This is a genomic window from Candidatus Njordibacter sp. Uisw_002, from assembly GCF_047730155.1.
Taxonomy (GTDB): domain Bacteria; phylum Pseudomonadota; class Gammaproteobacteria; order Pseudomonadales; family Balneatricaceae; genus Njordibacter.
In genome coordinates this window covers 1,464,251-1,489,808 of the sequence record NZ_CP159832.1, presented here as the reverse complement: position 1 = coordinate 1,489,808, position 25,558 = coordinate 1,464,251, and the positions used below count along the sequence as shown (strand labels likewise).

26 protein-coding genes, 1 other RNA gene and 1 pseudogene are annotated in these 25,558 nt (G+C 44.0%); 21 read left to right on the top strand and 7 right to left on the bottom strand.

Annotated features, from left to right (window positions below; genetic code table 11):
* Positions 1-37 precede the first annotated feature (37 nt).
* Positions 38-1,297 carry an ammonium transporter gene (locus ABXT42_RS07105; RefSeq protein ID WP_443627458.1) on the bottom strand — a complete coding sequence of 420 codons (1,260 nt, stop codon included), beginning with the start codon at positions 1,295-1,297 and terminating at the stop codon, positions 38-40.
* Between the two features lie 288 nt (positions 1,298-1,585).
* On the opposite strand from ABXT42_RS07105, the gene ABXT42_RS07100 reads away from it, so the two are divergent.
* Complete coding sequence (locus ABXT42_RS07100; protein WP_443627457.1) at positions 1,586-2,518, top strand: Ppx/GppA phosphatase family protein; 933 nt, start codon at positions 1,586-1,588, stop codon at positions 2,516-2,518.
* Between the two features lie 114 nt (positions 2,519-2,632).
* On the opposite strand, the gene ABXT42_RS07095 is transcribed toward ABXT42_RS07100, so the two are convergent.
* From ABXT42_RS07095 to ABXT42_RS07070, 6 genes and pseudogenes are all read right to left on the bottom strand, one after another.
* Complete coding sequence (locus ABXT42_RS07095; RefSeq protein ID WP_443627456.1) at positions 2,633-3,364, bottom strand: ABC transporter ATP-binding protein; 732 nt, start codon at positions 3,362-3,364, stop codon at positions 2,633-2,635.
* A 22-nt stretch (positions 3,365-3,386) separates the two neighbouring features.
* Complete coding sequence (locus ABXT42_RS07090) at positions 3,387-3,521, bottom strand: hypothetical protein (RefSeq protein ID WP_443629459.1); 135 nt, start codon at positions 3,519-3,521, stop codon at positions 3,387-3,389.
* A 99-nt stretch (positions 3,522-3,620) separates the two neighbouring features.
* A pseudogene (locus tag ABXT42_RS07085) lies at positions 3,621-4,139 on the bottom strand (ABC transporter ATP-binding protein); the annotation flags it as partial.
* Positions 4,140-4,150: 11 nt separating this feature from the next.
* Positions 4,151-5,125 carry a branched-chain amino acid ABC transporter permease gene (locus tag ABXT42_RS07080; protein ID WP_443627455.1) on the bottom strand — a complete coding sequence of 325 codons (975 nt, stop codon included), beginning with the start codon at positions 5,123-5,125 and terminating at the stop codon, positions 4,151-4,153.
* Positions 5,125-6,024, bottom strand: coding sequence for a branched-chain amino acid ABC transporter permease (locus ABXT42_RS07075; RefSeq protein WP_443627454.1), 900 nt, complete (start codon positions 6,022-6,024; stop codon positions 5,125-5,127). Before ABXT42_RS07075 ends, ABXT42_RS07080 begins: the two co-directional genes overlap by 1 nt.
* Positions 6,025-6,138: 114 nt before the next feature.
* Complete coding sequence (locus ABXT42_RS07070; protein WP_443627453.1) at positions 6,139-7,512, bottom strand: substrate-binding protein; 1,374 nt, start codon at positions 7,510-7,512, stop codon at positions 6,139-6,141.
* Between the two features lie 270 nt (positions 7,513-7,782).
* Here ABXT42_RS07070 and moaB point away from each other — a divergent pair, with 270 nt between their 5' ends.
* From moaB to ABXT42_RS06970, 20 genes are all read left to right on the top strand, one after another.
* A complete protein-coding gene (gene moaB, locus ABXT42_RS07065) occupies positions 7,783-8,319 on the top strand; it encodes a molybdenum cofactor biosynthesis protein B (protein WP_443627452.1) in 537 nt (178 codons plus the stop codon).
* Positions 8,319-9,560, top strand: coding sequence for a molybdopterin molybdotransferase MoeA (locus tag ABXT42_RS07060; protein WP_443627451.1), 1,242 nt, complete (start codon positions 8,319-8,321; stop codon positions 9,558-9,560). The genes moaB and ABXT42_RS07060 overlap by 1 nt, the downstream gene beginning before the upstream one ends.
* 106 nt (positions 9,561-9,666) lie before the next feature.
* Positions 9,667-9,763: signal recognition particle sRNA small type (gene ffs, locus ABXT42_RS07055), an RNA gene on the top strand.
* A gap of 335 nt (positions 9,764-10,098) precedes the next feature.
* A complete protein-coding gene (locus ABXT42_RS07050) occupies positions 10,099-10,809 on the top strand; it encodes a rhodanese-like domain-containing protein (protein ID WP_443627450.1) in 711 nt (236 codons plus the stop codon).
* A gap of 92 nt (positions 10,810-10,901) precedes the next feature.
* Positions 10,902-11,282, top strand: coding sequence for a tetratricopeptide repeat protein (locus ABXT42_RS07045; protein WP_443627449.1), 381 nt, complete (start codon positions 10,902-10,904; stop codon positions 11,280-11,282).
* A 526-nt stretch (positions 11,283-11,808) separates the two neighbouring features.
* Positions 11,809-12,261 carry a hypothetical protein gene (locus tag ABXT42_RS07040; protein WP_443627448.1) on the top strand — a complete coding sequence of 151 codons (453 nt, stop codon included), beginning with the start codon at positions 11,809-11,811 and terminating at the stop codon, positions 12,259-12,261.
* A 163-nt stretch (positions 12,262-12,424) separates the two neighbouring features.
* On the top strand, positions 12,425-13,270 hold the full coding sequence (locus ABXT42_RS07035; protein WP_443627447.1) for an OmpA family protein: 846 nt from the start codon (positions 12,425-12,427) through the stop codon (positions 13,268-13,270).
* Between the two features lie 214 nt (positions 13,271-13,484).
* Positions 13,485-13,772 carry a DUF1330 domain-containing protein gene (locus tag ABXT42_RS07030; protein ID WP_443627446.1) on the top strand — a complete coding sequence of 96 codons (288 nt, stop codon included), beginning with the start codon at positions 13,485-13,487 and terminating at the stop codon, positions 13,770-13,772.
* Positions 13,773-13,868: 96 nt separating this feature from the next.
* Positions 13,869-14,276: a GNAT family N-acetyltransferase gene (locus ABXT42_RS07025; protein WP_443627445.1), complete on the top strand. Its 408-nt coding sequence runs from the start codon at positions 13,869-13,871 to the stop codon at positions 14,274-14,276.
* A 158-nt stretch (positions 14,277-14,434) separates the two neighbouring features.
* Positions 14,435-15,133 (top strand): tetratricopeptide repeat protein, encoded by a 699-nt coding sequence (locus ABXT42_RS07020; protein ID WP_443627444.1) that lies wholly within the window; start codon positions 14,435-14,437, stop codon positions 15,131-15,133.
* 36 nt (positions 15,134-15,169) lie between these two features.
* Positions 15,170-16,093, top strand: coding sequence for an aminotransferase class IV (locus tag ABXT42_RS07015; RefSeq protein ID WP_443627443.1), 924 nt, complete (start codon positions 15,170-15,172; stop codon positions 16,091-16,093).
* Between the two features lie 114 nt (positions 16,094-16,207).
* Positions 16,208-18,082: a DNA polymerase III subunit gamma/tau gene (gene dnaX, locus ABXT42_RS07010; protein ID WP_443627442.1), complete on the top strand. Its 1,875-nt coding sequence runs from the start codon at positions 16,208-16,210 to the stop codon at positions 18,080-18,082.
* 27 nt (positions 18,083-18,109) lie between these two features.
* Positions 18,110-18,436 carry a YbaB/EbfC family nucleoid-associated protein gene (locus ABXT42_RS07005; RefSeq protein ID WP_443627441.1) on the top strand — a complete coding sequence of 109 codons (327 nt, stop codon included), beginning with the start codon at positions 18,110-18,112 and terminating at the stop codon, positions 18,434-18,436.
* Positions 18,437-18,481: 45 nt separating this feature from the next.
* Entirely contained in the window at positions 18,482-19,093 is a 612-nt protein-coding gene (gene recR / locus ABXT42_RS07000; RefSeq protein WP_443627440.1) for a recombination mediator RecR, read from the top strand.
* A 2-nt stretch (positions 19,094-19,095) separates the two neighbouring features.
* Positions 19,096-20,214, top strand: a complete 1,119-nt coding sequence (gene rnd / locus ABXT42_RS06995; RefSeq protein WP_443627439.1) for a ribonuclease D — start codon at positions 19,096-19,098, stop codon at positions 20,212-20,214.
* Positions 20,214-20,510 carry a YcgL domain-containing protein gene (locus ABXT42_RS06990; RefSeq protein ID WP_443627438.1) on the top strand — a complete coding sequence of 99 codons (297 nt, stop codon included), beginning with the start codon at positions 20,214-20,216 and terminating at the stop codon, positions 20,508-20,510. The genes rnd and ABXT42_RS06990 overlap by 1 nt, the downstream gene beginning before the upstream one ends.
* A 22-nt stretch (positions 20,511-20,532) precedes the next feature.
* Positions 20,533-20,994, top strand: a complete 462-nt coding sequence (locus ABXT42_RS06985) for a YcgN family cysteine cluster protein (protein ID WP_443627437.1) — start codon at positions 20,533-20,535, stop codon at positions 20,992-20,994.
* 82 nt (positions 20,995-21,076) lie between these two features.
* A complete protein-coding gene (locus ABXT42_RS06980) occupies positions 21,077-22,843 on the top strand; it encodes a VWA domain-containing protein (RefSeq protein ID WP_443627436.1) in 1,767 nt (588 codons plus the stop codon).
* 27 nt (positions 22,844-22,870) lie between these two features.
* A complete protein-coding gene (locus tag ABXT42_RS06975; protein WP_443627435.1) occupies positions 22,871-23,638 on the top strand; it encodes a class II glutamine amidotransferase in 768 nt (255 codons plus the stop codon).
* 158 nt (positions 23,639-23,796) lie between these two features.
* Positions 23,797-25,419, top strand: a complete 1,623-nt coding sequence (locus tag ABXT42_RS06970) for an AMP-binding protein (protein WP_443627434.1) — start codon at positions 23,797-23,799, stop codon at positions 25,417-25,419.
* Positions 25,420-25,558: the final 139 nt, after the last annotated feature.

The window sequence follows — 25,558 nt, the reverse complement described above, 5'->3', positions numbered from 1 at the left end:
TTTGTTAGTTTTGATGGTTTTTAGTGTCTACTCAAATCTACCGTTTGGTGAATTCTGGGTAGGCTTCAATACCACATTCTGAAATATCTACACCAGCATATTCATCTTCTTTACTCACGCGTAAACCAAACACTTGCTTGATGATAAACCAGACGATAAAGCTGGCTCCAAATACCCAAACAAAGATAGTGGCTGCACCAATCAATTGACCCGTAAATGTAGCTGCTGAGTTGGTCACAGGCACTAACATCAAGCCTAGTAAACCAGCACTACCGTGTACTGAAATAGCACCTACAGGGTCATCTAGTCTTAGTTTGTCTAGGGCTAAGATACTAAATACTACTAATACACCACCTAACGCGCCAAAAAGACTGGCTTCAAGTGCTGTGGGAGTAGATGGCTCTGCGGTAATAGTAACCAGGCCTGCTAGAGCGCCGTTGAGCATCATGGTTAGATCAGCCTTGCCAAACTTCAAGCGAGCTACAATAAGGGCTGCGATGGCGCCTGCTGCAGCGGCTGCGTTGGTGTTAAGAAACACCATGGCTACAGAGTGAGCAGAGTTGATGTCACCAAGCTTAAGCACAGAACCACCGTTAAAGCCAAACCAACCCATCCACAAAATAAATGTGCCTAAGGTTGCCATGGGTAGGTTTGCACCAGGGATAGCTTTAATTTCGCCATTAGGGCCATACTTGCCAATACGTGCACCCAACAAAAGCACTCCTGCTAGAGCTGCTGCAGCGCCTGCCATGTGCACAATGCCTGAGCCAGCAAAGTCTGAAAAACCAAGTTCGCCAAGATTGTACCAGCCAAATACGTCTTCACCATTCCAAGTCCAAGCGCCTTCCATAGGGTAGATGAATCCAGTCATCACCACGGCAAAGGCTAAAAATGACCAGAGCCTCATACGTTCAGCTACTGCGCCAGACACAATAGACATAGCGGTGGCAACAAATACAACCTGAAAGAAAAAATCTGAAGCTGAAGAATATACTGAAGCACCACCAAAACCTTCGGCGGCAGAATCGGCTAACACTTGCGCAGAATCAATGGTGTGGATGTCTCCTAAAAGCCAGCCCCCACCATACATAATTTGATAACCCATGATCAGATACATGGCACAAGCAATAGAATATAGCGCAAAGTTCTTTGTAAGAATTTCTGTGGTGTTTTTACCACGTACTAAGCCTGCTTCAAGCATAGCAAAACCTGCAGCCATCCACATTACTAAGGCGCCACAAATTAAAAAGTAAAACGTGTCCAGGGCAAACTGGAGTTCATATAGGTTATTTTCCATGAGGTTCTCGTTAAGTAGTTGTGATTACTAACCTCACTATTGCTATAATCGTGCCAAATTTATAATTACGATATAAATCATATACTTATGATTAAATTATATTCTATTGTATTTCTTCGGATAACGTTTTTGGTGCGTTTAGAATAATTAGTCGGTGGCTTTGCACTAGTTTGGCGCAATCAATAGAAATCTAATATTAAGGCTTCGTATGATCAAACTAATAAGTATAATTGGCCTATGAATAATTGTTTGATACACTGATAAATCATACTTTTTGGATGACTAACTTTGACTTATTTAGCCGCTGCCATCGACCTTGGTTCTAATAGTTTTCACGTGACTGTAGTAGATACTAGTCACGTGCCTTATAGGGTGGTGAGTAGGATTGGAGAAAAGGTTCAATTAGCAGCAGGTTTAAATGAGCACAACGTTTTAAGTCAAGAATCTATTGAAAGGGGGCTAGATTGTCTTGTGCGTTTGGCCCCTATGCTTGAAAAAGTATCGCCCAAACACCGTTTTGTAGTGGCCACTAATACCTTACGGGTAGCACAAAATAGAGCTGATTTTATTACTGCAGCAAACGTGATATTGGGCGCAGATATAAACGTACTTAGTGGTGAAGAAGAGGCTGCATTAATTTTTACTGGAGTCACCAGTGACCTAGCCATTGCACCCCACAAACCCTTTGAAAAGCTAGTGATTGATATAGGTGGTGGTAGCACTGAGCTTGTGCTGGGTAAAAATAGTCCAAATCAATTACAAAGTTTCCCAATGGGATGCGTGGCTTTTAGTCATGATTATTTCCCACAACGCAAAATTAATAATGCCCATCTCCAAAATGCCATTGAGGCAGCTCAGGCTATTATAGAGTCATCTAAATCAAATTCCTTAGGCGCCTCAGAAACTATTTGGAGTGGATGGCAGGTGTGTATTGGTTCATCTGGCACCATGAAGGCATTAATCGCACTGAGCGCACTAGAAGAGGGCGGTATGGCTTATCTAAATAGGGCATCAATGGCAAACATAGAGCAGCAGTTGTTAGCTTTTGATTATTTAGATGATGTGAGTATTGAAGGAGTGCGAGTAGATCGCGGTGAAGTGTTGCCTGCAGGCTATGCCATACTCATGGGCATCATGCGCAGCTTAAACTTAGATCGGATTTATTTTTCTACCGGGGCTTTACGTGAAGGCGTGTTGCTAAAGGCTTTACAAGAGAAGTAATAAAAGACAAGAAGTCATTTAATAGTTAAGGCAAATGGCTAAGTCAAAGGTTAGTCTAAAGCTTACCTAGGCAATGTGGTCATTGGCCTAGGTAAGGTTATATTAAACGCAGTATTAAACCGCTAGATACTCTTCACGAAGTGCTTTGTTATCCAACACTTCTTGAGCTGTACCAGTAAACACTATCTCACCAGAATCGATGATAATGGCATGGTCGGCTAGCTTAAGCGCGGCCACAGCATTTTGCTCAACGATGACAGTGGTAATGCCCATAGATTTAACTTCTTTAAGCATACGTTCAATTTCTTGCACGATCACAGGTGCCAAGCCTTCATACGGCTCATCAAGCAAAAGAAGCTTTACATCTCTTGCCAATGCGCGTGCTAAGGCTAGCATCTGCTGCTCGCCACCAGAAAGAGAAGAGGCTTCTTGCTTGCGTCTTTCTTCCAGCTTTGGGAAATGCCCGTAGATCTTTTCAAGAGTCCAGCCTAAAGGTTGCGCAATTTGCGCCAAAATTAAGTTTTCTTCTACGGTCACACCTGGAATGATGCGACGATCTTCACAGACCAATTGAACGCCAGCGCGAGCTGCTTCAAAGGCTTTCATGTTATGTAAAGCTTGGCCGTTTAGCCAAATCTCACCACTGCTAAGAGCAGGTTGAGCTGCTCTAGCAATCGCTCTTAGGGTAGACGTTTTACCGGCACCGTTGCGGCCTAGTAGGGCCACAATGTCACCTTCTGGGATGTCAAAAGACACCCCTTGCACTACGTAGCTTTCACCATAAAAGGCATTTAGCTCACGGCAAGAAAAGAAGGGCTGAGGCGCGTCTGGTGTACTTTGTTTCATAGTATGTTTCCTTATGCGCTTATTAAACTTGAGCTTCGCCAAGATAGGCTTCAATAACTTTAGGATGACCCTTGATTTCGTCTGGAGTACCTTCAGCAATAATTTGGCCTTGAGCTAACACAGAAATCTTTTCTGCCAAAGAGAAAACCACATTCATGTCATGCTCAACAATCACTTTGGTGATGCCATCTTGCATGCTATTAAGCAGCTCAATGGTTTTCTCTGTTTCATGGCGAGCCATGCCGGCAGTAGGTTCGTCAAGTAACAATAAGCGTGGCTTGTTAGCCAAACAAATAGCCATTTCTAAACGACGCTTATCACCACGTGACAAACTACCTGCCAAAGAGTACATGTGTTTTTCTAAGCCTAGCTCACAGATCTGTTGTTCTGCAAATTCGATAAGAGGGCGCTGTTTGGCACGACCCTCAAACATATTCAGATTAAAAGACCCGTCTCTAGCTGCAAACACAGGAATGGTTACGTTTTGTAACACAGTCATTTCTGGGAACACAGCTGGCGTTTGGAAAACCTTAGCAATGCCAAGCTGGTTAATGTCAAACGAGTTCACATTAAGCAGTGGTTTGCCATCAAACATTACTGAACCATCATCAGGCTTAAGCATGCCTGTTAACACGTTCAATAACGTTGATTTACCAGCACCGTTAGGCCCGATAAGAGCGTGAGTGGTGCCTTTTTCAATTTTTAAATTCACGTTTTGTAAGGCTTTTAAACCACCAAAACTTAAAGATACTTGATGTATATCTAATATAGCCATGATTCAGTTCCTTATTCGCCGTCAACGGTAGTGAAATAACGCTTTTTCAGGCGAGCAATGCCTTCCATAAAGCCACCAGGCATAAACACAACAACAGCCATAAAGATTGCACCTAGAACAAGTAACCACTGTTCTCCAAGGTCTACAGACAATACGTTTTCAAAGTACAACATGAAACCTGCACCTAACATAGGGCCAACTAAAGTGCCTACGCCACCGATGACAGACATGATGACGATTTCGCCAGACTGATGCCAACCTAAGAATTCATGGCCTACAAAAGGCTCATAAACCACCATTAAGGCGCCAGCAATCGCAGCATATACAGCGCTTATTACAAAGGCTAATAGCTTGTATTTACGGGCGTTGATACCAGTGAATTCCAAGCGGGTTTGGTTGCACTTAATAGCTTTCATCATTAAACCTACAGGCGAGCGTTCAATACGCTTAGCCATGTAAAACAAGAAGATAGCCATAAAGGTAACAAAGTAAAATACCGTGTCGCCCTGCATTTTCAAGTTAAACAACATAGGTGTAGGCATGCCTGTTAGACCGTTTTCACCGCCAGTCCATTTTTGCAACATAGACATAGCCATTGAGTCGAACATTTCGGCAAAAGCTAAGGTAAGAATAGAAAAATAAATACCTGTTCTTTTTAGCGTAAGCAAACCAATAATCACAGCCACAACCGTGGCAGCTAAAACGGCCACTAATATTGCTGGAATAATGTTATCAGAGAAGCTCTTCAACATAATGCCAGTAACATAAGCGGAAATACCAAAGAAGGCAGCGTGTCCAAAAGACAAGTAGCCAGTAAAACCTAGTAAAATATCAAAACCTACCACAAAAATACAAAAGATCATGATCTTAGTATCTAGGCCTGAGTATCCACCCATAATTGGGAACCATAAAGGCATGGTTAATGCGACTAAAGCAAACAAAAGTACAGCTTTGTTGTGTTGCCAAAAGTTATCTTGATTCAACATTATTCAAATACTCCTTTGGCACCTAATAAACCACGAGGGCGAACCAATAAGATGATTACAGTGATTAGGTAGATAATAATGGTATTAATGTAGATGTAAGGTGCTGTGAAGCTTTGCGCCATACCAATCAATATACCAGCTAACACAGCGCCACCCAGGGAGCCCATGCCGCCAATTACTACAATCAAGAATGAAGGCACAAGTAACTGCATGCCTACTTCTGGTGATACTTGAGTTACCGGCCCGCCAAATACACCAGCGATACCTGCAATCATGGCACCTAAGCCAAACACCACCATAAAGCGACGGTTAATGTTAACACCAAGGAACTGCAGCATTTCTGCATCACGCATACCTGCACGAATAACCAAACCAAAGCGGGTAAGGTGTAATAGAGCAAATACGGCTGATACAGTAACGATAGCGACTACTACCAATATCATGCGCCACTTGGGATACACTACAAAACCCTCTAAGAATGGTAGGTATTCATGCATAAAGATAATGCCGTTACCCCAAGCAGGGATGGTAAACGGAATATTGTTAGCACCAAATACCCACTTAAGAAGCTCTTGCAAAACGATGGCTAAGCCAAAGGTTACCAAGATTTGATCAGTGTGTGGCCGGTCATAGAAACGCTGAATTAAGCCGCGTTCCAAAAGCACCCCGATTATAAACAGCACAGGAGGCACTATAATCAGCGCCAGGCCAAAGCCTAGAGCATTGTTGATACTCACAGCCAAATAAATAGCGATGAGATAAAGGGCACCGTGGGCAAAGTTAACTACGCCCAAAGTACCAAAAATAAGTGTAAGGCCCAGAGCAATGAGCACGTAAATGGAACCCAGCTGTAGGCCGGTTAAGATAGATAGAGTAAAAGCGTTGAGCGTCATATCCATTGTGGAGATACTCCCATTGGTTGCTGTGGCAAGGTCATGTTGATGTAATTTTATATTAAGTAAAATAAAAACGGGCCAGCATTAAACTGGCCCGTATGGGTCAATACATCTAGCTTATGCTGGGATGTATGGGCCTAACTCACCGCCAAAGATGGCTGGATCATAGTCCACGGTTGCAGCATCAACTTCATCAACGATCTTAAGATAGTCGAATTCGCTGGTACGTGCAGAAGGTGATTTACCCTGCATAACCAAGATGTCCTTAATACACTGGTGATCAGAACCACGGTATAAGGTTTCGCCGTTACCAGCGCCAGTGAATTTAAAGTCTTCAAGGGCTTTGATAACTTCTGGTGGGTAGAAAGTACCTGCCATTTCACATGCGTTAGCATACAAAAGAGTCTGTACGTAACAAGTGTGAGCAGCCTGTGAAGGTGGGAATCCATATTCATCAGTAAAGGTTTTAACAAATACTTGAGAACCTTCATCTTGTAGAGCCCAGTTCCAACCCGAGGTGCCTAGTACACCGTCGATGTTTGCAGAACCAGCACCTTTAGCCATCAAACGACTGTATAAAGGCACTACGATTTCTAGGTTCTTACCGTTTTTCTGCATGTCACGCATGCCGAAGTTTACAGCGTTGGTTAGAGAGTTAACCATGTTCGCGCCGTAGTGGTTCAAGATTAGAACGTCTGCGTCTGAGTTCAATACTTGAGACAAGTACTGAGAGAAGTCAGTAGTCTTCAATGGCGTCATGATGTTGCCAGCAGTAGACCAACCTTCTTTCTCGGTAAACTCTTGCATAGACTCTTGCTGGGTGTGGCCCCAAGAATAGTCAGCTGTTAGGTGGAAAGCACGACGGTCTTTGCCGTATTCTTTGCTCAATACAGGAGAAAGTGCCTTACCTGTCATGTGAGCGTTGAAGAAATGGCGGAAGCCATAACGCTGCTTGTCCTTACCTGTAGTGTCGTTTGAGTGAGTCAAACCACACATAAAGATAATGCCTAGCTCATTACACAAGTACTGCTGTGCAATAGCGATACCAGAAGAAGATCCACCAGTAACCATGATTACTTTATCACGCTCGATCATACGACGAGCAGAGGTGCGAGAAGCATCAGCGTTAGTTTGTGTGTCACCCGTTACATAAGTAACTTTTTTACCCAAAATGCCGTTACCGGTCAATTTGCTTGGCTTAAGGGTGTCGAGCATGCCGCCACCGTTGTTCAAATGCTTAACAGCTAGCTTGTAGGCACGTAATTCATCAGCGCCTTCGTCTGCGTATGCGCCAGTTTGTGGTACGTTAAAACCAAGTACAACTTCACTACCTTTAACAGGGTAGTTACCAAGTGCTTCTTCAGCCCATGCATTTTGAGTAAAGAACATAGGTGTAGCGCCTGCTGCGGCTCCAGCTGACGTGGCTTTCAACACATCACGACGAGACCAGCCCGTCTTTTTATTTGTGTCTTCAGATTTTACATCTGTCATGGCAAACTCCAATTTATTGTTGTTAAGCCCAGATGAACACTGCCAGCAGTTTGTGCGTAGGTGCCTCTAGGTTGCTACCTAGTCTAGAGAACTGGGGAATATTGAAAATTAGACCTTAGTAAGTGAGACTAAAGTTGTATAAGTGCTGGAGGGGTGGCCTAGCCACTGATATTACTAGTAACTAAGGCAACTGCCTATACAATCTGAACCAAACAGACTGTATACTAAAGGTGTTATTTTTTACTGTTAAGCCAAGACCCAGAGGCACTCATGACCAACACTAGCTCGCCACAAAAGCCCATTAACATTGCTGTATTAACAGTGTCTGACACTCGCACTGTGGCTACTGATAAATCTGGGGCCACGCTGATAGAGCTTTTACGTGGGGCAGGGCACCAACTAGCACAACACGCCATTGTAAAAGATGATGTGTATCAAATACGTGCTGCTGTGAGTGGCTGGATAGCAGATAGCAACGTGCACGCGGTGCTAGTAACCGGAGGCACAGGCTTTACCGCAAGAGACACCACCCCTGATGCCTTATTGCCATTGTTTGACCAAGTGATCGAAGGCTTTGGTGAGCTGTTTAGAAGCTTATCTTTTACAGAAATTGGCACTTCTACCATACAGTCTCGCACTGTGGCAGGTGTGGCTAATCGCACGGTGATTTTTAGCATGCCAGGCTCTACAGGAGCGTGCAAAACAGCATGGAATGGCATTATTTGTGAACAACTAGACAGCCGGCATAAACCCTGTAACTTTGTAGAAATGGTGACCTTTCACTCATCCAATGATTTAACTTCGTAATGCCTACTATTACTAACAAAACTAGCCTTACCAGCGTAGCTGATGCGCAGCAGCAAATAATGCAAGCTGCAACATGCACCCTTAGCACGCAACGGGTGTCTTTATTTTATGCCGTAGGTCGGGTATTAAGTACCCCTGTGATATCAATGGTAGATGTGCCCCCAGCGGATAACAGCGCTATGGACGGCTATGCCATGCGCACAGAAGATGTGCACCTAGCTGCAATACCAGTGAGCCAGCGCATAGCGGCAGGACAAGTGCCCCAAGCATTAGAGCCCCATACCTGTGCTCGTATATTTACTGGGGCGCAAGTGCCAGCTAATGCACAGCTTGTGGTGATTCAAGAAGATGTGGACAAAGTAGAAGGGGGCATTTGCATCCGCCAAAGCGCATTGCAGCAAGGACAAAAGCAAGGCCAGTTTATACGCCTAAAAGCCCAAGACATCACCACAGGACAAGTGGTATGTGAAATAGGCACCAAGCTTGAAGCAAGGCACTTGGGAGTGTTGGCATCGATGGGCATAGAGCGTGTAGACGTGTATCGTCGTCTAAAAATAGCCATAGCCTCCACGGGCAGCGAGCTAGTAAATCCAGGCCAAGCCCTAAAAACTGGCCAAATCTATAATTCAAACCGCTTTTTATTAGCAGGACTAATAGACCAGCTAGGCATGGATCTAGTAGACATAGGCATTATTACTGATGAGCGCTCTACCACTGAAAACGCCCTAGCTTTGGCAGCAGACCAGGCAGACATTATTATTACCAGTGGTGGTGTGTCCGAAGGCGAAGAAGACCATGTAAAAGGGGCAGTAGAAACCCTAGGTCAGCTAGACGTTTGGAAACTAGCGATAAAGCCAGGTAAACCACTGGCCTTTGGTCGTGTAAAACACACCCCATTTTTTGGTTTGCCAGGCAACCCTGCCAGTGTGTTGGTGACCTTTATGATAATGGCTAGGCCCTTTCTACTAGCGCTACAAGGCTGCAGAGATAACAAAGGCTATAGTTTAACTGCGCATTTGGTGAACCCTCCCAAAAAACCAAGCGAAAGACAAGAATACCTGCGGGTAAGGGTGTTGCCTCATGCGCAGGCAGGCTTGGTGATAGAGGCGATGACTAATCAAAACTCAGGGGTGCTAAGCACCGCCATGGAAGGGCATGGCCTAGCGGTAATAAAAGTAAATACATCAGGAGAGCAGGCGCAACAGGTGGAGTTTTTGCCTTATGTTAGCTACGGCGTGTAAAGGCCATATTATTATACAATCTGTATAAAAATCACTTGAGAATCATAGGCTTTTTGCCTATACTGCGCACCTCGCAATCGATCGATTGTGATCGTTATGGTAGCCCTATTGGTCCCCACGCAACGATAAACCGTAAACCTGGTCAGGCCTGGAAGGGAGCAGCCACAGCGGTGGATTCGTGTGCCGAGGTGCGGCTGATAGGGGTACCACCATTTCTTTGATTTATATAAATATTTAGCTTATTTTAGACGCTTATTGAAGCAAGTGGACCACATGGTGGAATACATGGCTAATCCTTTAGCTTACCCCCGGCGCTCTTTACAACTAAATGTAGGAGGGTAGCGGCAATAGCTCGGTGCCTCACCGCAAACGTTTTTAAAGATAAGGAGGGCACGTTGTTTTTCTAAAAACTAATATAAAGCTAAGTTTTTATGCCATTTTGGTCTATGAGACTAAAAGGCAATATGTTGATGTCTGGACTTGCTGGAGTATATCAGGCCATGCTCATGAAGCGTGCTTTAATAATATTGAGGTAAATATGAAAAAAATAAAAACAATAATCTCCTCTGTTAGTGTTGGTCTGCTACTAGGTACTGCTAGTTTATGCGCTGTGGCTGCAGGTGGACCGGTGGGAATCACGGGTGACATAATGTCTGTTGACGTGACCCATAATGGTCAAGCTATGCAAATTATGCGTAACCAAGACAACAGCAATACGGTGATAGACGCGTTTGCAAAAACCTCACGCCCTTGCCCTGTCTTTTGTATTCAACCTATGACGTTTGCACCAGGTATTGAAACACTGGGTGAGTTAGAAATTATCGACCATATCGTGCGTATGCAAAATGGTGAAAATATTTTGGTAGTCGACTCACGAACTCCAGATTGGGTTAAACGTGGCACGATCCCTGGTGCTGTCAACGTACCATTTACAAAGTTAACAACTTCTAAAGGTGCGACTACTGAAATTATTATGCAGGTGATGATGGACCAGTTTGGCGTTAAATTGGTTGGTGATGCCGACGAATTTACTGTTGATGAAGCCATCGTGGCAGGCAACGTAAATGAAGTGTTTGATTATTCTGACGCGAAAACCTTAGCATTGTTTTGCAATGGTATGTGGTGTGGCCAGTCTCCAGCATCTATGGCAACCTTATTGAAATTTGGTTATCCAGCTGAAAAAATCAAGTGGTTCCGCGGTGGTATGCAGACGTGGGAAATCTTAGGTTTTAACACTGTTAAGCCATAATAGACTAACTTATAGCAATAAAAACGGGTCGACTGGCCCTTTTTTATTGTGTTAAATTTGTTAGTCATCGCTAGTGAATTAGAGGAATATGTATGAACAGATTAAAAGTAATAGCGCGTGCTGGGGCGTTCAGTTTTTGCACATCATTAGCTTTGCTATCACTATCGTCTCAAGTGCATGCCATAACCGACTTAGAACAGGCTTTACAAGCCCAAAGTGACGGTAATTTGAAGGCTGCTGCGACGCACTTTCAAACGGCGGCTCAAACTGGCAGTAGTGAAGCTCAATATCAGTTAGGTATGCTATACGCTCAAGGTACTGGCGTTAAAGAAAATCTTGAAAACGCAAAAACTTTAGTACAACAAGCTGCTAGCCAAGGCCATGTACTCGCAACTGAGTGGCTGAGCGCGCATGTTGTCTCAGTCACACCTAGCGTGGAAGAGGAAGAGGAAGATCCAGAAGACGATTGCTAGCAGTCTAGCCAAATAGGTTCATTTTTATGTATAAGATCTGCAGCTGTTTTTCTTGTGCCACAAAGTGGAACACTTCGCTTGAAATGAATGTGTTGTTTGTGATTCGATTAACCCTTGATTAAGCACTTTCTTGATAAGTGTGAATTCTTCTAAAGCCTTATAAACCAGGGCGTAAGAAACTGTAGTCGTTTTGTTTTTTGAGCAGCCACAGCGATGGATTCGTGTGGTGAGGCGCGGCTGATAGGGATGCCACCATTTCTTTGTAATATATACCAATCAACCAGTGTGCTAATTAAGCAGTAGATTCTTTTTGAGAAATGACCTGCTTCACAGATAACTGAAGGTATATTTTTAAAATATTAAAATATTAAAATATTAAAATATTAAAATATTAAAATATTAAAATATTAAAATCTTGTAATAGAGTATTATTTTTGGAATATTGTTCAATGAGTGTTATATTCTTTTTCCTGAAAGAAAGATTAGGTAAAACATGCTTTCATTATTTAAAGAGTAAGCTTAGAAAATGGCACAACCTATTTATATTGTAAGAGGCTTCAGCAACACAGAAGCAGGGCGTATTAGCCTCATTCCGGCAGTGGCTGGGCTGTGGCTTGGTATTTACTGGCTTTATAAATATTTTAATTATTGGCCTAGCATTTCTGAGCCCTACAATTTTATAACCGAATCTTATTATTACTTAATCGTTATTCCAATCGACTTTTGTATAGCTGTGTGGGCACATATTGTGCAATATGAGCTAACTATTTACCCTAATGTTAATTTAATAACCTCAATATTAGGCATTATCACCTGTGCTTTGTTGATCAATAAGGCTTTAAAGTTTTCTTTTTTTTTATTAACTCAGCTTGGATTGAGGTTTAGCCATATTGCATTAGTTTTTTTTGGGCCTGCTTTTTTTGGAATATTTTGGTATCTAGGTGGGTTTGTTTTAGCTTGGTTATTTGCCACACATTAACTTAATAAAGCGTTAACCTGATTCATATTCACAGTGTCTTCATCATTAATCACCAACTATTCAGCTTTGGTTCACAGGAGGTTCACTCTTTTGGGGTTAAATAACTTCAACTTTTTAAGTAACTCAAATTTCTTGAGATACATAAAGCTTTGAGATATTTAATATGAACACTAAAAACCAACTCGCCGTAGCCATCACCCTAGCCATGGCTGCTATTTCTGCATCAGCTTCAAGCCCAGCAGGCAATAGCCAATATTGGACAACTACCAACGGCACAGTAATCGTGTCGGCTAATGGCAACCCTGTAAGAACCATTCACTATAAAGACAAAACATTAACCACACTTAAAACCCAAAGTAGGCCCCAGCCTAAAGTATTTTCATCAGTTTTTGCAGACCTACAAAAAACAGTGGCCAAAGCTCTTAACTTAGATGCCCAGCAGGTGCTAGCAAACCCTAAGCCAGTAAGTAACAAAGAACCCATAGTAGTGCTTACAAAAGCCCCAGCTAAGATGGCTGCGCCAACACCAGCACCAACACCAACACCAACACCAACACCAACACCACCTAAGCCTGCAGCCCCAAACCCAGCTGTTGTTGAAAAAGTGGTTGATAAGGTGGTGCAGATAGCAAAGCCTGTAGCTATTCCAAAGATTAACTACCGCTACCATAACTATAAAACAACCGTGCTATTTGACACAGCCAGCGCAGACCTCACAACAGATGCCACAAGCAACCTAAAGCAAGTGGCCATGGCCACCAAAAAAGCTGACAAAGTGCTGTCTGTTAGGCTGTTGGGCCATGCGGACACACGAGGTGATGCCGCTTATAACATGAGCTTATCCCAAGAGCGCATAAGCTCGGTGACGCACTACTTTGATCTTTTAAATATAAAAGTAACCTCTATGCTTGCCCAAGGTGAAACCTCACCAGTAACAGGCAAAAACGGAGAAGACCTTACCTTAAGCCGCAGGGTGCAGGTGTTTATTACTACTGGCTATGTGGATTAATGTTGTTTTAGAACATTGCTATATATTCTGCACGTAAATGGTCTATTTACATGATAGGCCATCCATTGCCGCACAAACAACGTGACCTGATACTAAACCCGCATTTCATGTGTCGCTAAAGCGTATCTATATTCAGTTTTATGATGTCTTGTGGTATGTTTCTATTAAATAAATAAGCCACACTGCTATGGCTTTTAATCCATGAGATAACACGATGCCCGCTTTTTTAATTGTTCATTCAAAGCTTACAGACGCAAACGCATTCCAGCACTATGTAGAGGCGGCTGGGCCTTCTTTAGAGCGTTACCAAGGCACTTATTTGCTAGGTGGCAGTGTGAGTGACGTATTAGAGGGCACCCATGATAAAGACCGCACGGTTATTTTTCAGTTCCCCAGCACCCAAGCAGCAAAAAACTGGTATCAAAGTGACGAGTACCAAAGCGTTAAACCGTTACGCGAGCACACAGGTGCGTTTGATTTTGTGCTGGTAGATTCCTTTTAAGTTTTGGGCAAATCCACGCTGGAAAAAGCGTACAGATTTGCAGGTGTATTCATACATTAATGGTGATGAAAAAAGCGCTTAGGAAGCCTTAAAAATATGGATATTCAAGCTATTTCTTGGGAACAAACCATTGCTCTTAGACAAAGCGTTTTATGGCCAACAAAACCTCCTGAATATTGTCATGTAGAAGGTGATCATAAAGCATTGCACTTTGGTGTTTTTGTTAATGGCTCACTTGTTTGTGTTGCGTCCGTATACTTACAAGCAGGTAAGGCGCGCTTGCGTAAATTTGCGACTCAAGCTGACTATCAAAACCAAGGAATAGGCTCACAAATGATAGACTTTATTATTAGTTCACTTAAAGAAACGGATGTGAAAGTGTTCTGGTGTGATGCTAGGGAATCAGCTATAAGTTTCTATCAGCGTTTTGGCATGCAGCCCTATGGCGAGCGTTTTTATAAAGCAGATATTGCCTACTTTAAGATGCAAGTTTTGTTAGGCTAAAATATGCCCAGCGAGAAGAGTGGGCGCGAAGGCCCCATAACACGTCAAAATAAACTTAAGCAACACAATTGAACCACAAAACATACAGGCGCAATTTATAAACTATGCTTGTATACTTATTGGCACTAAGAATAAACGGTCATTATAAGGCTTTATCAATGAAAAAATTAATTGCGGCAGTGTTTTTATCCATGGTGATGAGCCATGCAGTGGCTCAAGAGTCTGATCTTTACAAGGGTTTTAAGGCGTTTCAAGCGGGTGAGTATGACACCACCATTGCCTACTGGGAGCCTTTAGCTCAGCAAGGCAATGTGGATGCTCAAAGTAGCCTTGCCGCCCTTTATAGATTTGGTTTTGGGGTAGAAAAAAACGCCCAAGTTGCAGTGAAATGGTATGGCCTAGCCGCAGACCAAGGCGATGCTGCTGGCCAGTACGGCTTGGCCACTATGTATGCCAATGGTGAGGGTGTGCCACTAAACGATGCAATGGCATTAAAATGGTACACCTTGGCAGCAGATCAAGGTGATGCTGATGCTCAGCTTAGCCTCGGAAGCATTTATAATACTGGTCAAGGTGTTGTAGAAAATGATGCGACCGCCGTAAGCTGGTACACACTTGCCGCCAAGCAAGGCTTAGTAGAAGCCCAAGCTTACCTAGGTGTAATGTATGAAAATGGCGATGGCATTGCCCAAGACACAGACAAAGCTTACATGTGGTACAACATTGCAGGCTATGGCGGCAATGAGCTTGGCGCTAAAAACCAACAAGCCCTAGCCCAAGGCATGAGCACAGACCAAAAAGCCAAGCTACAACAAATGTCAAACCAATGTTTGGGTAGTCAATACACCGACTGCTAGTAAATACCTCACTCACGCATTAGGTGGCCAGTAGCTATGTTAAAACCCCACTCCACACCTCAAAGCTTGGCTTATGTAGATGGTGAGCTAGTAGCGATTAGTGAGGCTAAAATATCTATTTTAGACTGGGGCTTTTTACATTCTGATGCCACCTATGATGTGAGCCATGTGTGGCAGGGGCGATTTTTTTGTTTGGATGAGCATATAGACCGCTATTATGCCGGCATGGAAAAGCTAAGGTTATCTATTCCCTACACCAAGGCACAGCTGGCTAAGCTGTTGTTAAATATGGTGGCACAAAGTGGCTTGCGCCATGCTTATGTAGAAATGATTACTACCCGTGGACAGCCTTCACCTGGCTCTCGAGACCCTCGCACCTGCACTAACCAGTTTTTTGCTTTTGTGGTGCCTTTTGTGTGGATTATCCCACCAGAAGAAGGGCTTCATATTGCTATTAGTAAGCAGCAGCGCATCCCTAGCGCAAGCGTAGACCCCACCATTAAAAACTACCATTGGTTAGATTTAGTGATGGGGCAATTTGATGCCTATGATCGTGGCGCACAAAGCGCTGCTTTAGTGGATGAAAACGGCAACATAAAAGAAGGCCCAGGGTTTAATATCTTTATTATTAAAGGTAATCAGCTGTTCACTACAAACACAGGGGTGCTGCAAGGCATTACTCGTAAAATAGTAATGCAGCTAGCCCAAAAGCTTGCCCTAGAGGCACCACACGCCCTAAACACAAAGGTGGTGCTTGGGGAAATATCTGCAGATGCGTTTAGGCACGCCGATGAAGCGTTTGCCACCAGCACTGCCGGTGGCATTATGGCCATTACGCAGGTGGATGACAGCGTCATAGGCACAGGCCGTATAGGCCCTTTAACCACGCAGCTAAAAGAGGCCTACTGGGCTATGCACACCCAATCTAAATATTCATTAGAAGTGCCTTACCCAAAATAAGACACACTCAGATATAGACAAAGGTGGTACAGGCTTTTTAGTTGGTAGCTTTAATTGCGTGTGGCTCATATAATGGTGTTTTCAAGTGTCTTTTAACCCAGCGAGTGCATTTGCATGGCATATCAGGTTTTAGCCCGTAAATGGCGGCCCCAAAATTTCCACACTATGGTTGGCCAAGAACATGTTCTGCGTGCCTTGGTGCATGCTCTAGACGAACAGCGATTGCACCATGCCTATCTGTTTGCAGGCACTCGCGGTGTGGGCAAAACTACTATTGCTCGTATATTGGCACGCTGCCTTAACTGTGAAGAAGGCGTAAGCTCTACCCCTTGTGGTGTGTGCTCAAGCTGTGTGGAAATAACAGAAGGCCGGTTTGTTGATTTAATCGAAGTAGACGCCGCATCACGCACCAAAGTAGAAGACACCCGCGAGCTGCTGGATAATGTGCAATATGCCCCTACACGCGGGCGTTTTAAGGTGTATTTAATAGACGAAGTGCACATGCTTTCTACCAGTAGTTTTAATGCGCTACTTAAAACTCTAGAAGAGCCGCCGCCTCACGTAAAATTTCTTTTAGCCACTACAGATCCACAAAAGCTACCCATTACTGTGCTTTCGCGGTGTTTGCAGTTTAATTTAAAAAACATGCCTGCTGATCAAGTGGCAGGGCATTTGCGCAATGTGCTTACTAGCGAAGAGATTCCTTTTGCTGAAGCCTCGTTGTGGCAGCTTGGGCGTGCAGCCAAAGGCAGCATGCGTGACGCTTTAAGTCTTACAGACCAGGCCATTGCCTTTTGTGGTGGCGACTTAACAGAGTCTTCTGTAAACCAAATGCTAGGCAGCATAGACCAAGGCAAAGTGGTGGCTATTGTTAGTCAGCTGCAGCAAGGCAATGCGTCACAGTTGTTGCACTTGATTAAAGAGCTGGCCGAGCATGGCCAAGATTTTGTGGTGGCTTTGGAAGATTTATTAAGCTTATTGCATCAAGTGGCTATTTGTCAGGTGTTGCCAGACGCGCCGGTTTCTGTGCAGTTTGATCAGGTGAAGGTGCAAGAATTAGCTCAAAGCACTAGCCCTGCAGACGTGCAGCTATTTTATCAAATGGGCATTATGGCCCGTAAAGATTTAGCAGCCGCACCTGTCGTGCAAGCGGGCTTTGAAATGGCTTTGCTACGGATGCTGGCCTTTAGGCCCCAACTACATGCTGGCCAAATGCAAGTTGCAGCGCCTCAAATATCACCTCAAGCAGTAGCGTCAAACACTACAGCCATTGCAGAAGCACAGCCTGAACCAGAGCCTCAGCCTGAACCAGAGCCTGAATCTGCACCCAAAGCTAAGATAGAGCCAGAACCAGAACAAGCGCCACAGCCAGAGATTCAGCCAGAAGAAACTTATCAACACCAAGCTACACAGGCTCCTGTAATTGAGTCGCCACCGTGGGATGAAGAGCCTCAGCTAGAACAAGAGCCTCAGCTAGAACAAGAGCGCCAGCTAGAACCAGAGCGCCAGCCAGAACCAGTGGCAATGGCAGAGCCAGAGCCAGAAGCTGTTGTAGCCCCACAGAAGCCAGCACATGATTGGACTTTGGCAGACCTAAGCGAACCAAACTGGATTCAAGTGTTTAACGACCTTAATCTATCCGGTATGACTCACGCTATTGCTGCAAATATGGTGTTTGCTCAAAGACAGGGCACTCATCTGCAATTCACTCTAGAGCAGGGCCAAAGCAGCATGTTAAATGATACTCACCAAAGCCGCATTTGTGAGGCTTTGGAAAAGATGTTTGGGTGTGAATTAAAGTTGAGCATAGGCATTGGAAAAGCTCAAACAGAAACCCCGTTTGCTAATCGCCAAAGGCGTGAAGCGCAGCATCAAAATGAAGCTATTTCATCATTACAAAATGATCCAAACGTGGCGAGTTTAACCACAGCGTTTAATGGGCAGCTAGACACTGATAGTGTATTGCCCGTGAACCCTATCGAAATATAAACTTAGATTATTGATAAGGAAATAAATATGTTAAAAGGTGGTATGGGCAATCTGATGAAACAGGCCCAAAAAATGCAAGAACAAATGCAAGAATCCCAAGCTGCGCTAGCTAATGCAGAGTTTACTGGCACCTCTGGCGCCGGTTTGGTGCAAGTGGTTATGACAGGGCGTCATGATGTAAAGCGTGTTCAGCTAGATGACTCATTGATGTCAGAAGACAAAGAAATGCTAGAAGATCTATTAGCCGCGGCAGTCAATGATGCGGTGCGCAAAGTAGAGCAAACTAGCCAGAACAATATGTCTGACATGACCGCAGGCATGGGTATGCCAGCGGGTTTTAAGATGCCGTTTTAGCCACTCACTTTAGTAGCACATTATACTAACTATAGGTTAACCTTCATGTCGTTTAGTCCTCTTATTGATGATCTTATTGAGTCTCTTCGCTGCTTGCCGGGTGTGGGACGTAAATCAGCGCAGCGCATGGCTTTGCATATTTTAGAGCGCAACCGTGAAGGTGGGGCAGTGTTGGCCCAAAGCATAAACCGTGCACTTGATAAAGTGGGTCGTTGTGAGCAATGCAGAACCCACAGTGAAATCCCCGTGTGTCGCATGTGCACTCGGCCAGATCGTGACCTTCTTACCTTGTGTATAGTAGAAACGCCTGCGGATATTTTAGCCATAGAGCAAGGCGCTGGTTTTAAAGGGTTATATTTTGTACTCATGGGGCATTTATCTCCCATGGATGGTATTGGGCCCAATGAATTAGGCCTAGATTTACTTGTTTCACGCCTAAAGGAAGAGCAGATCACAGAGGTGGTTATAGCCACTAACCCTACTATAGAGGGTGATGCAACGGCCCATTTTATTCATCAATTGATTCGCCAGCAGCTAGATACCCCAGCTGTTAATGTCACACGCATAGCTCATGGTGTGCCTATAGGTGGTGAGCTAGAGTTTGTCGATGGCGGCACTTTGGCCCACGCGTTTGCTGGCCGCAAGAGTTATACTTAATTATGTCAGATATGTATCAATATATAGACACCAACGAAGGGCTACAAATAGCCTGTGACCAGCTTATTAAGGCCTCAGCTATTGCTGTGGATACTGAGTTTGTTAGAGAAGATACTTTTTACCCCATTCCAGGGCTAGTGCAGCTTGCCGCAGATGGCAACACCTTTCTGGTAGACCCTGTTACCATTGATAACTGGCAGCCTCTTCAAACCTTACTCACAGACCCAGACACGCTTAAAGTGATGCATGCCTGCAGTGAAGATTTAGAGCTATTTCAGCATTGGCTTGAGCTACGGCCCACACCTATGGCAGACACACAAATAGCCGCTGCATATGTAGATATGGGCTTATCGCCAGGTTATCAAAGCATGGTGTTAGATTTATTGGGTGAAACTGTGGATAAAGGGGAAACACGCTCCAACTGGCTACAGCGACCATTGCGTGATTCTCAGTGCCACTATGCAGCGATGGATGTGGCTCACCTCATGCAGTGTTATGACCTTCTTGCCCAGCGCTTAAAAGATAAGGGCGTGTGGGAGTGGTTTTTGGAAGATATGCAGCGCTTAGCGCAGCCCAAGCCAGCTATAGATCCAGAGCTTGCCTACACTCAAATGAAAAATGCGTGGCGTTTGCAGGGCAAGTCTGTAGGGCGTTTGCGTGCTTTGGCGGCATGGCGCGAAGTAGTAGCGCGTAGTGAAAATAGGCCAAAAAGTTTTGTGGTTAAAGACAGCAGCCTCATTGATATGGCCCATAAAAACCCTGTGGATCTAAGTGCCATTGGTGAATGCCAAGACATGCGCCCTAGCAGCTTAAGGCGTTATGGCAAACAGTGGCTGGCTATCATGGGTGCTTCATCACAAGTGTTGCCAGGGGTGCCGCAGCCTTTATCTAAAAACGAAAACAAAGACTACAAGCGCCTACATAAAGTAGTCACAGGTCAAGCTGTGAATGCTTGTGTGCAAGTGCAATTGATGGGCCGTAAAAAAGAATTATTAGCGCTATTTGAAGGTTTGCGTAAAAAGCAGCCGTTTAGCTTACCCAGTAACTGGCAAGGCTGGCGAGAAGAGTTTCTTGCAGAGCCAATTGCCACAGAATATAACCATATTCAAGAGACACAGTAATGACTCAAAAGCGTATTATTTGCTCAATTTATCGCAGCAAAAAGAAAGACGAAATGTATCTCTATGTGGATAAAACCAAGGCGTTAAGTTTAGTGCCAGAGGCTTTGTTAGTGATGTTTGGTAAGCCAGAGCACCGCATGGATATGCTACTTACACCTGACAGAAAGTTTGCTAAAGCCAGTGCAGTAGACGTGTTGTCGCAAATTGATGAAAAGGGCTATTATTTACAAATGCCCCCAGTGCGCGAAGAGTATATGCTGGATCTTTACCGTGCGCCGATTAACCCAACCTATTAAACACTGCCGATAAGCTAGCTTTATGAAACATTCAACACAAACAGGGTTTTGGAAAGACGTCGCCCCCAAAGAAATGACAAGTCAGCAATGGGAATCCTTATGTGATGGCTGTGGGCGTTGTTGTTTACAAAAGCTCATAGATGATGATGTGCCTTTGATGTATCACACTAGTGTGGCATGTCGTTACCTTGATCTTAAGTCTTGCAAGTGCAGTGTGTATGAAACGCGCCAAGATAAAGTATCCGATTGCACCTTGGTCACCCCAGAAGCTGTAGAAGAATATAACTGGCTGCCAGAAACCTGTGGTTATAGGCGCGTGGCGGCAGGTAAAGATTTACCTGACTGGCATCCATTAGTCACTGGCGATCCTAAATCTACGGTAAAAGCGGGCATGACTGTGCGCAAATGGGCTATATCAGAAGACAAAGTGCCAGAGACAAGGTGGGGTGAACATATCATTGAGATTCAGCAACTTGGTGAATAAAAGTAGCTGTTTGCTCTTGTTACAGTGTCTTTAGATTGTGTTATGGTAAGTTAAATAAAAATAATATTCGGATTTCTAATTAATGTTCAAGTTTCATGCTATGCGCAGTATAAGTGCGACACTTTTCATCGCTTTATTAGCTATAAGTCATCCGGCTATTAGTAAGCCTTTGTCTAATCAGATGGACATTCGTGTATTGATCGATGTGTCTGGCAGTATGAAAAAAACTGATCCAAACAATCTACGTATTCCTGCATTACAAGTGCTCACTCAGTTATTACCTAAAGGAAGCAAAGCTGGCGTTTGGCAATTTGCTAACACCCCTAAGGTGGTTGTTCCCCATGGTGAGGTGGATGCACAATGGCAGCAACAAGCTGCTCTAGCTTCTCAAAAAATATCTTCCACTGGCCTATATACAGACATTGGCGCTGCGCTAACTGCTGCTTCATTTAATGCACAAGATCAAACCCAAGCTCGCCAGCTACATGTGATTTTATTAACCGATGGTATGGTGGATGTAAGTAAAGACGCCGCCCAAAACGCACTCGCTCGAAATGCGCTGCTTGAGCCGATACTTCAGCAATACATTAACGTAGGTGCCCGTGTGCACACGGTGGGTTTATCTTATAGAGCCGACCAAGCAACGCTCAGCGCAATAGCCAGACGCACTGACGGCTTGTTTGAAGTGGCTGAAGATGCAGACCAACTATTAGATATCTTTTTAAGGGCTTTGGATAACACGGTAGTGACTCAGCAAGTTGCTGTTGAGCCTATTGAGCAATCTTTTCTAGTAGAGCAGGGCATTGAGTCAATGACTGTGGTAGTAGAAAAAAACGGCGATGAAAACATCAAATTTACTGACGGTAAGCAAGATATAGTTACCCGCATACCTGCTATAGACGCTCAAATATGGCAGTCCTCCTCTACCCATGAAGTGGTTACAATTCAAGACCCTACGCCTGGCACTTGGACCTTAATTAGTGATACCGCCATATTAAAGCGCATCAATGTAGTGGGTAAAATACAAATACTACTACAACAAAGTCATCAAAATATAAAAGTAGGTCAGCGCAGCTATATCGACGTGCAGCTAGCTAATGCAAAAGGTGAGCTATTATCTGCAGCGCAGCTACAAGGGTTTAAGCTTGAAGTTGCTATGGATAATGGCGACAAAGAGGTGTTTGCTCGCAAGCAACGGTTTGCTGTAGATAAAAAAACGCGAATGGATTTGCCTGTGCTTAATCAACCTGGCATGTATAATCTCAATATTGCTGTCATTAATGGTTCATTGGTTCGCACCATTAATCGTAGCCTTAAAGTTCACCCTCTTGTGGCCTTAACAGACACCCAAAGAGATGCTGCAAACAATGCTCTAAATATGCCCGTTGCCAATGAGGTAGCTGTGATAGTCGATACGGCACCTAAAAAGAGCCAGCCCATTCTCATAGAAGTGAGTAAAGAAAAGCCTTCAAAAGAGTTACAAGCGCTGATGCTTGAGTCACAGGTTGAGCAAGAGGCTACAGCGGTGGTCAATGAGCCTGCAGCGGTTATCAAAGAGGCTGATACTGCGCCAAAAACTATTACTGGTCAGATTGTTGATGCTGTTAATGAACTAACGGCCAAGCTAAGTAGCCCAGCCCAAGCTTTAGAAACTTTGCCTAATCAAACTTCAAGTGACACTGTTAATGAAGCGGCTATCTCTGTGCAAGATGACCAGATTGTTACAAACCAGTCTATGCATTGGCGCTGGTATATAGTGGGTGGGGCAGCTTTTGTATTATTGATTTTATTGGTTATTTTACGTAGAACTAATAAAATACCAGAAGCAAAAACACAAACAAAAACTTAATTAAGTCGTTAGAAGTGGAACTGGTATATGTGTGAACTTTTAGGCATGAGTGCAAATGTGCCTACGGATATCTGCTTTAGCTTTACTGGGCTGATGCAGCGTGGTGGTGGCTGTGGCCCTCATCGTGATGGTTGGGGTATTGCATTCTATGTAGGTAAAGGCTGCCGTACATTTCATGACCCAAAACCCAGTGCAGATTCTGAAGTAGCGCGCTTAGTGCAGCGTCATTCAATGAAGTCTCATATAGTCATCAGCCACATTCGCCAAGCCAATGTAGGCAACATCTGTTTGGAAAATACTCATCCTTTTCAAAGGGAGCTGTGGGGTAAGCACTGGACCTTTGCACACAACGGGCAGCTTACAGACACCTCAAGTTTGTATTTAAACCACTATTTACCTGTGGGAGATACAGACAGCGAGCATGTATTTTGTTGGTTGCTTAGTGAGCTGCGTACAGCTTTTCCTAAACCACCTTCAGACAAGTCGGTAGTGCGCTATTTCTTACAACAGCACTGTCAGTATTTAAAAACTCTGGGGGTGTTTAATATGCTGCTTTCAGATGGCGACCATCTTTATTGTTTTTGCTCAACCAAGCTAAGCTGGATTACGCGCAAGGCTCCTTTTGGTCAGGCCTCTTTAAGCGACGCAGATGTTAATGTGGATTTTGGTGAAGAAACTACACCTAATGATGTTGTTTCAGTGGTAGCCACACAGCCACTTACAGACAATGAAACATGGCATACTATGCTTCCTGGAGATATGTTGGTGCTGCATAAAGGTGTGGCCCTTAGTTAGGGTTTGGTTTTGGTGTGGTTTAATTGTGGTTTAACTGTGCCAGAGTGAGCTTTTTCTTAAAAAGAAGTATTTAGTAAAAATTTTTCATATTTTGCTGGTTTTCAAATGCATGTTTTATTAGCATGGCTTTATATATAACAAAAACTTAAAGGCTTATCATGAATCAAATCGCTGGCGTAGAATTTGGCCAATACCAATCTGTTACTGATGTATTTTTAGAAGCCTGTGGTAAGTATGCACACAAACCCGCCTTTAGCTGCATGGGGCAAACTTTGTCCTTTGCAGACATGGAGCGTTTAACTGCTAATTTTGCCTCTTATTTGCAAAACCATACTGACCTTAATGTGGGCGACCGCATAGCTATACAGCTACCTAACGTATTGCAATTTCCTATTGCAGCAATGGGCGCCATGCGAGCAGGTATGGTAGTGGTGAATACCAACCCCCTTTATACCGCCAGAGAAATGGAACACCAATTTAATGACTCAGGTGCTAAGGCCCTAGTGATTTTGGCCAACATGGCTAATATGGCAGAGCAAGTGGTGCCTAAAACTGGCATTAAGCTGGTTATGGTGACACAGCTTGCTGATATGCACCCGTTTGCTAAGCGTGTATTAATAAACACAGTAGTCAAGCGTGTTAAAAAAATGGTGCCAGCCTATTCTTTGCCTGATGCTGTAAGCTTTAGACAGACTCTGGCATTAGGTGCTAAAAAAGCCCCAGTGGCAGTGTCTCTCACACTGGCTGATACAGCCGTATTACAATATACCGGCGGCACTACAGGCGTTTCCAAAGGCGCACAATTACTGCATCAAAACTTAGTAGCTAATATGATGCAGGTGCGTGAGCTCATCGTAGATATTTTGGATACTGACACCGAAGTGATGATTGCGCCTTTACCGCTTTATCATATCTATGCATTTACCGTGAGTTTGGTCATGACAGATATGGGTCATGAAATGGTGCTGATACCCAATCCACGTGATATTCCTGGGTTTGTAAAAGAGCTAAGCCGGCACAAATTTACTTCCTTTGCAGGCCTAAATACGTTGTTTGTGGCCTTATGTAATAACAAAGGTTTTAATGAGTTAGACTTTTCTCACCTAAAACATACCATTTCAGGTGGCATGGCGCTCACAGAAGCTGCAGCTAGCAAATGGCAAGGTGTTACAGGGTGTCAAATACAAGAAGCTTATGGGCTTACCGAAACCTCTCCTGCTGTTTCCTTTAACCCTTACCATGACATTCGTATTGGCACTATTGGCAAAGTGCTCACAGGCACACAAGTAAAAGTGATTGCAGAAGATGGCACTGACTTAGGTTTCAACCAAGAAGGCGAGCTGTGTGTGAAAGGCCCACAAGTAATGGCAGGCTACTGGCAGCGCCCAGAGGCCACAGCACAAGCGATTGACGCTGAAGGCTGGTTTAAAACCGGCGACGTAGCTATATTGGCTGAAGATGGGTTTATTCGTTTAGTAGATCGTATTAAAGACATGATCAACGTGTCTGGTTTCAATGTATACCCCAATGAAATTGATGATGTAGCCAGCCAACACGACGGTATTTTAGAGTGTGCAGCGGTAGGTATTCCTAACGAAGTAAGTGGTGAAACTGTAAAGTTGTTTGTGGTTAAGTCTGACCCGAATTTAACCCAAGCCGATGTGTTAGCACATTGTCGTGAAAACTTAACAGCGTATAAAGTGCCCAAAGAAGTTGAGTTTAGGGACGAGCTGCCTAAAACTAACGTGGGTAAAATCTTACGCCGTGCCTTGCGGGATTAGGTTTCCTTATGATTATCTAATTTTGATTTAACCCCACCACACTGACCTAAGCTGTTTGTTGTAGATTTTGATAAATCTTAAGCTTAGGTCAGTTAAAGCCCTCTTTAAACCGCCTTATAAACCACTTGAAGCTTCTAGG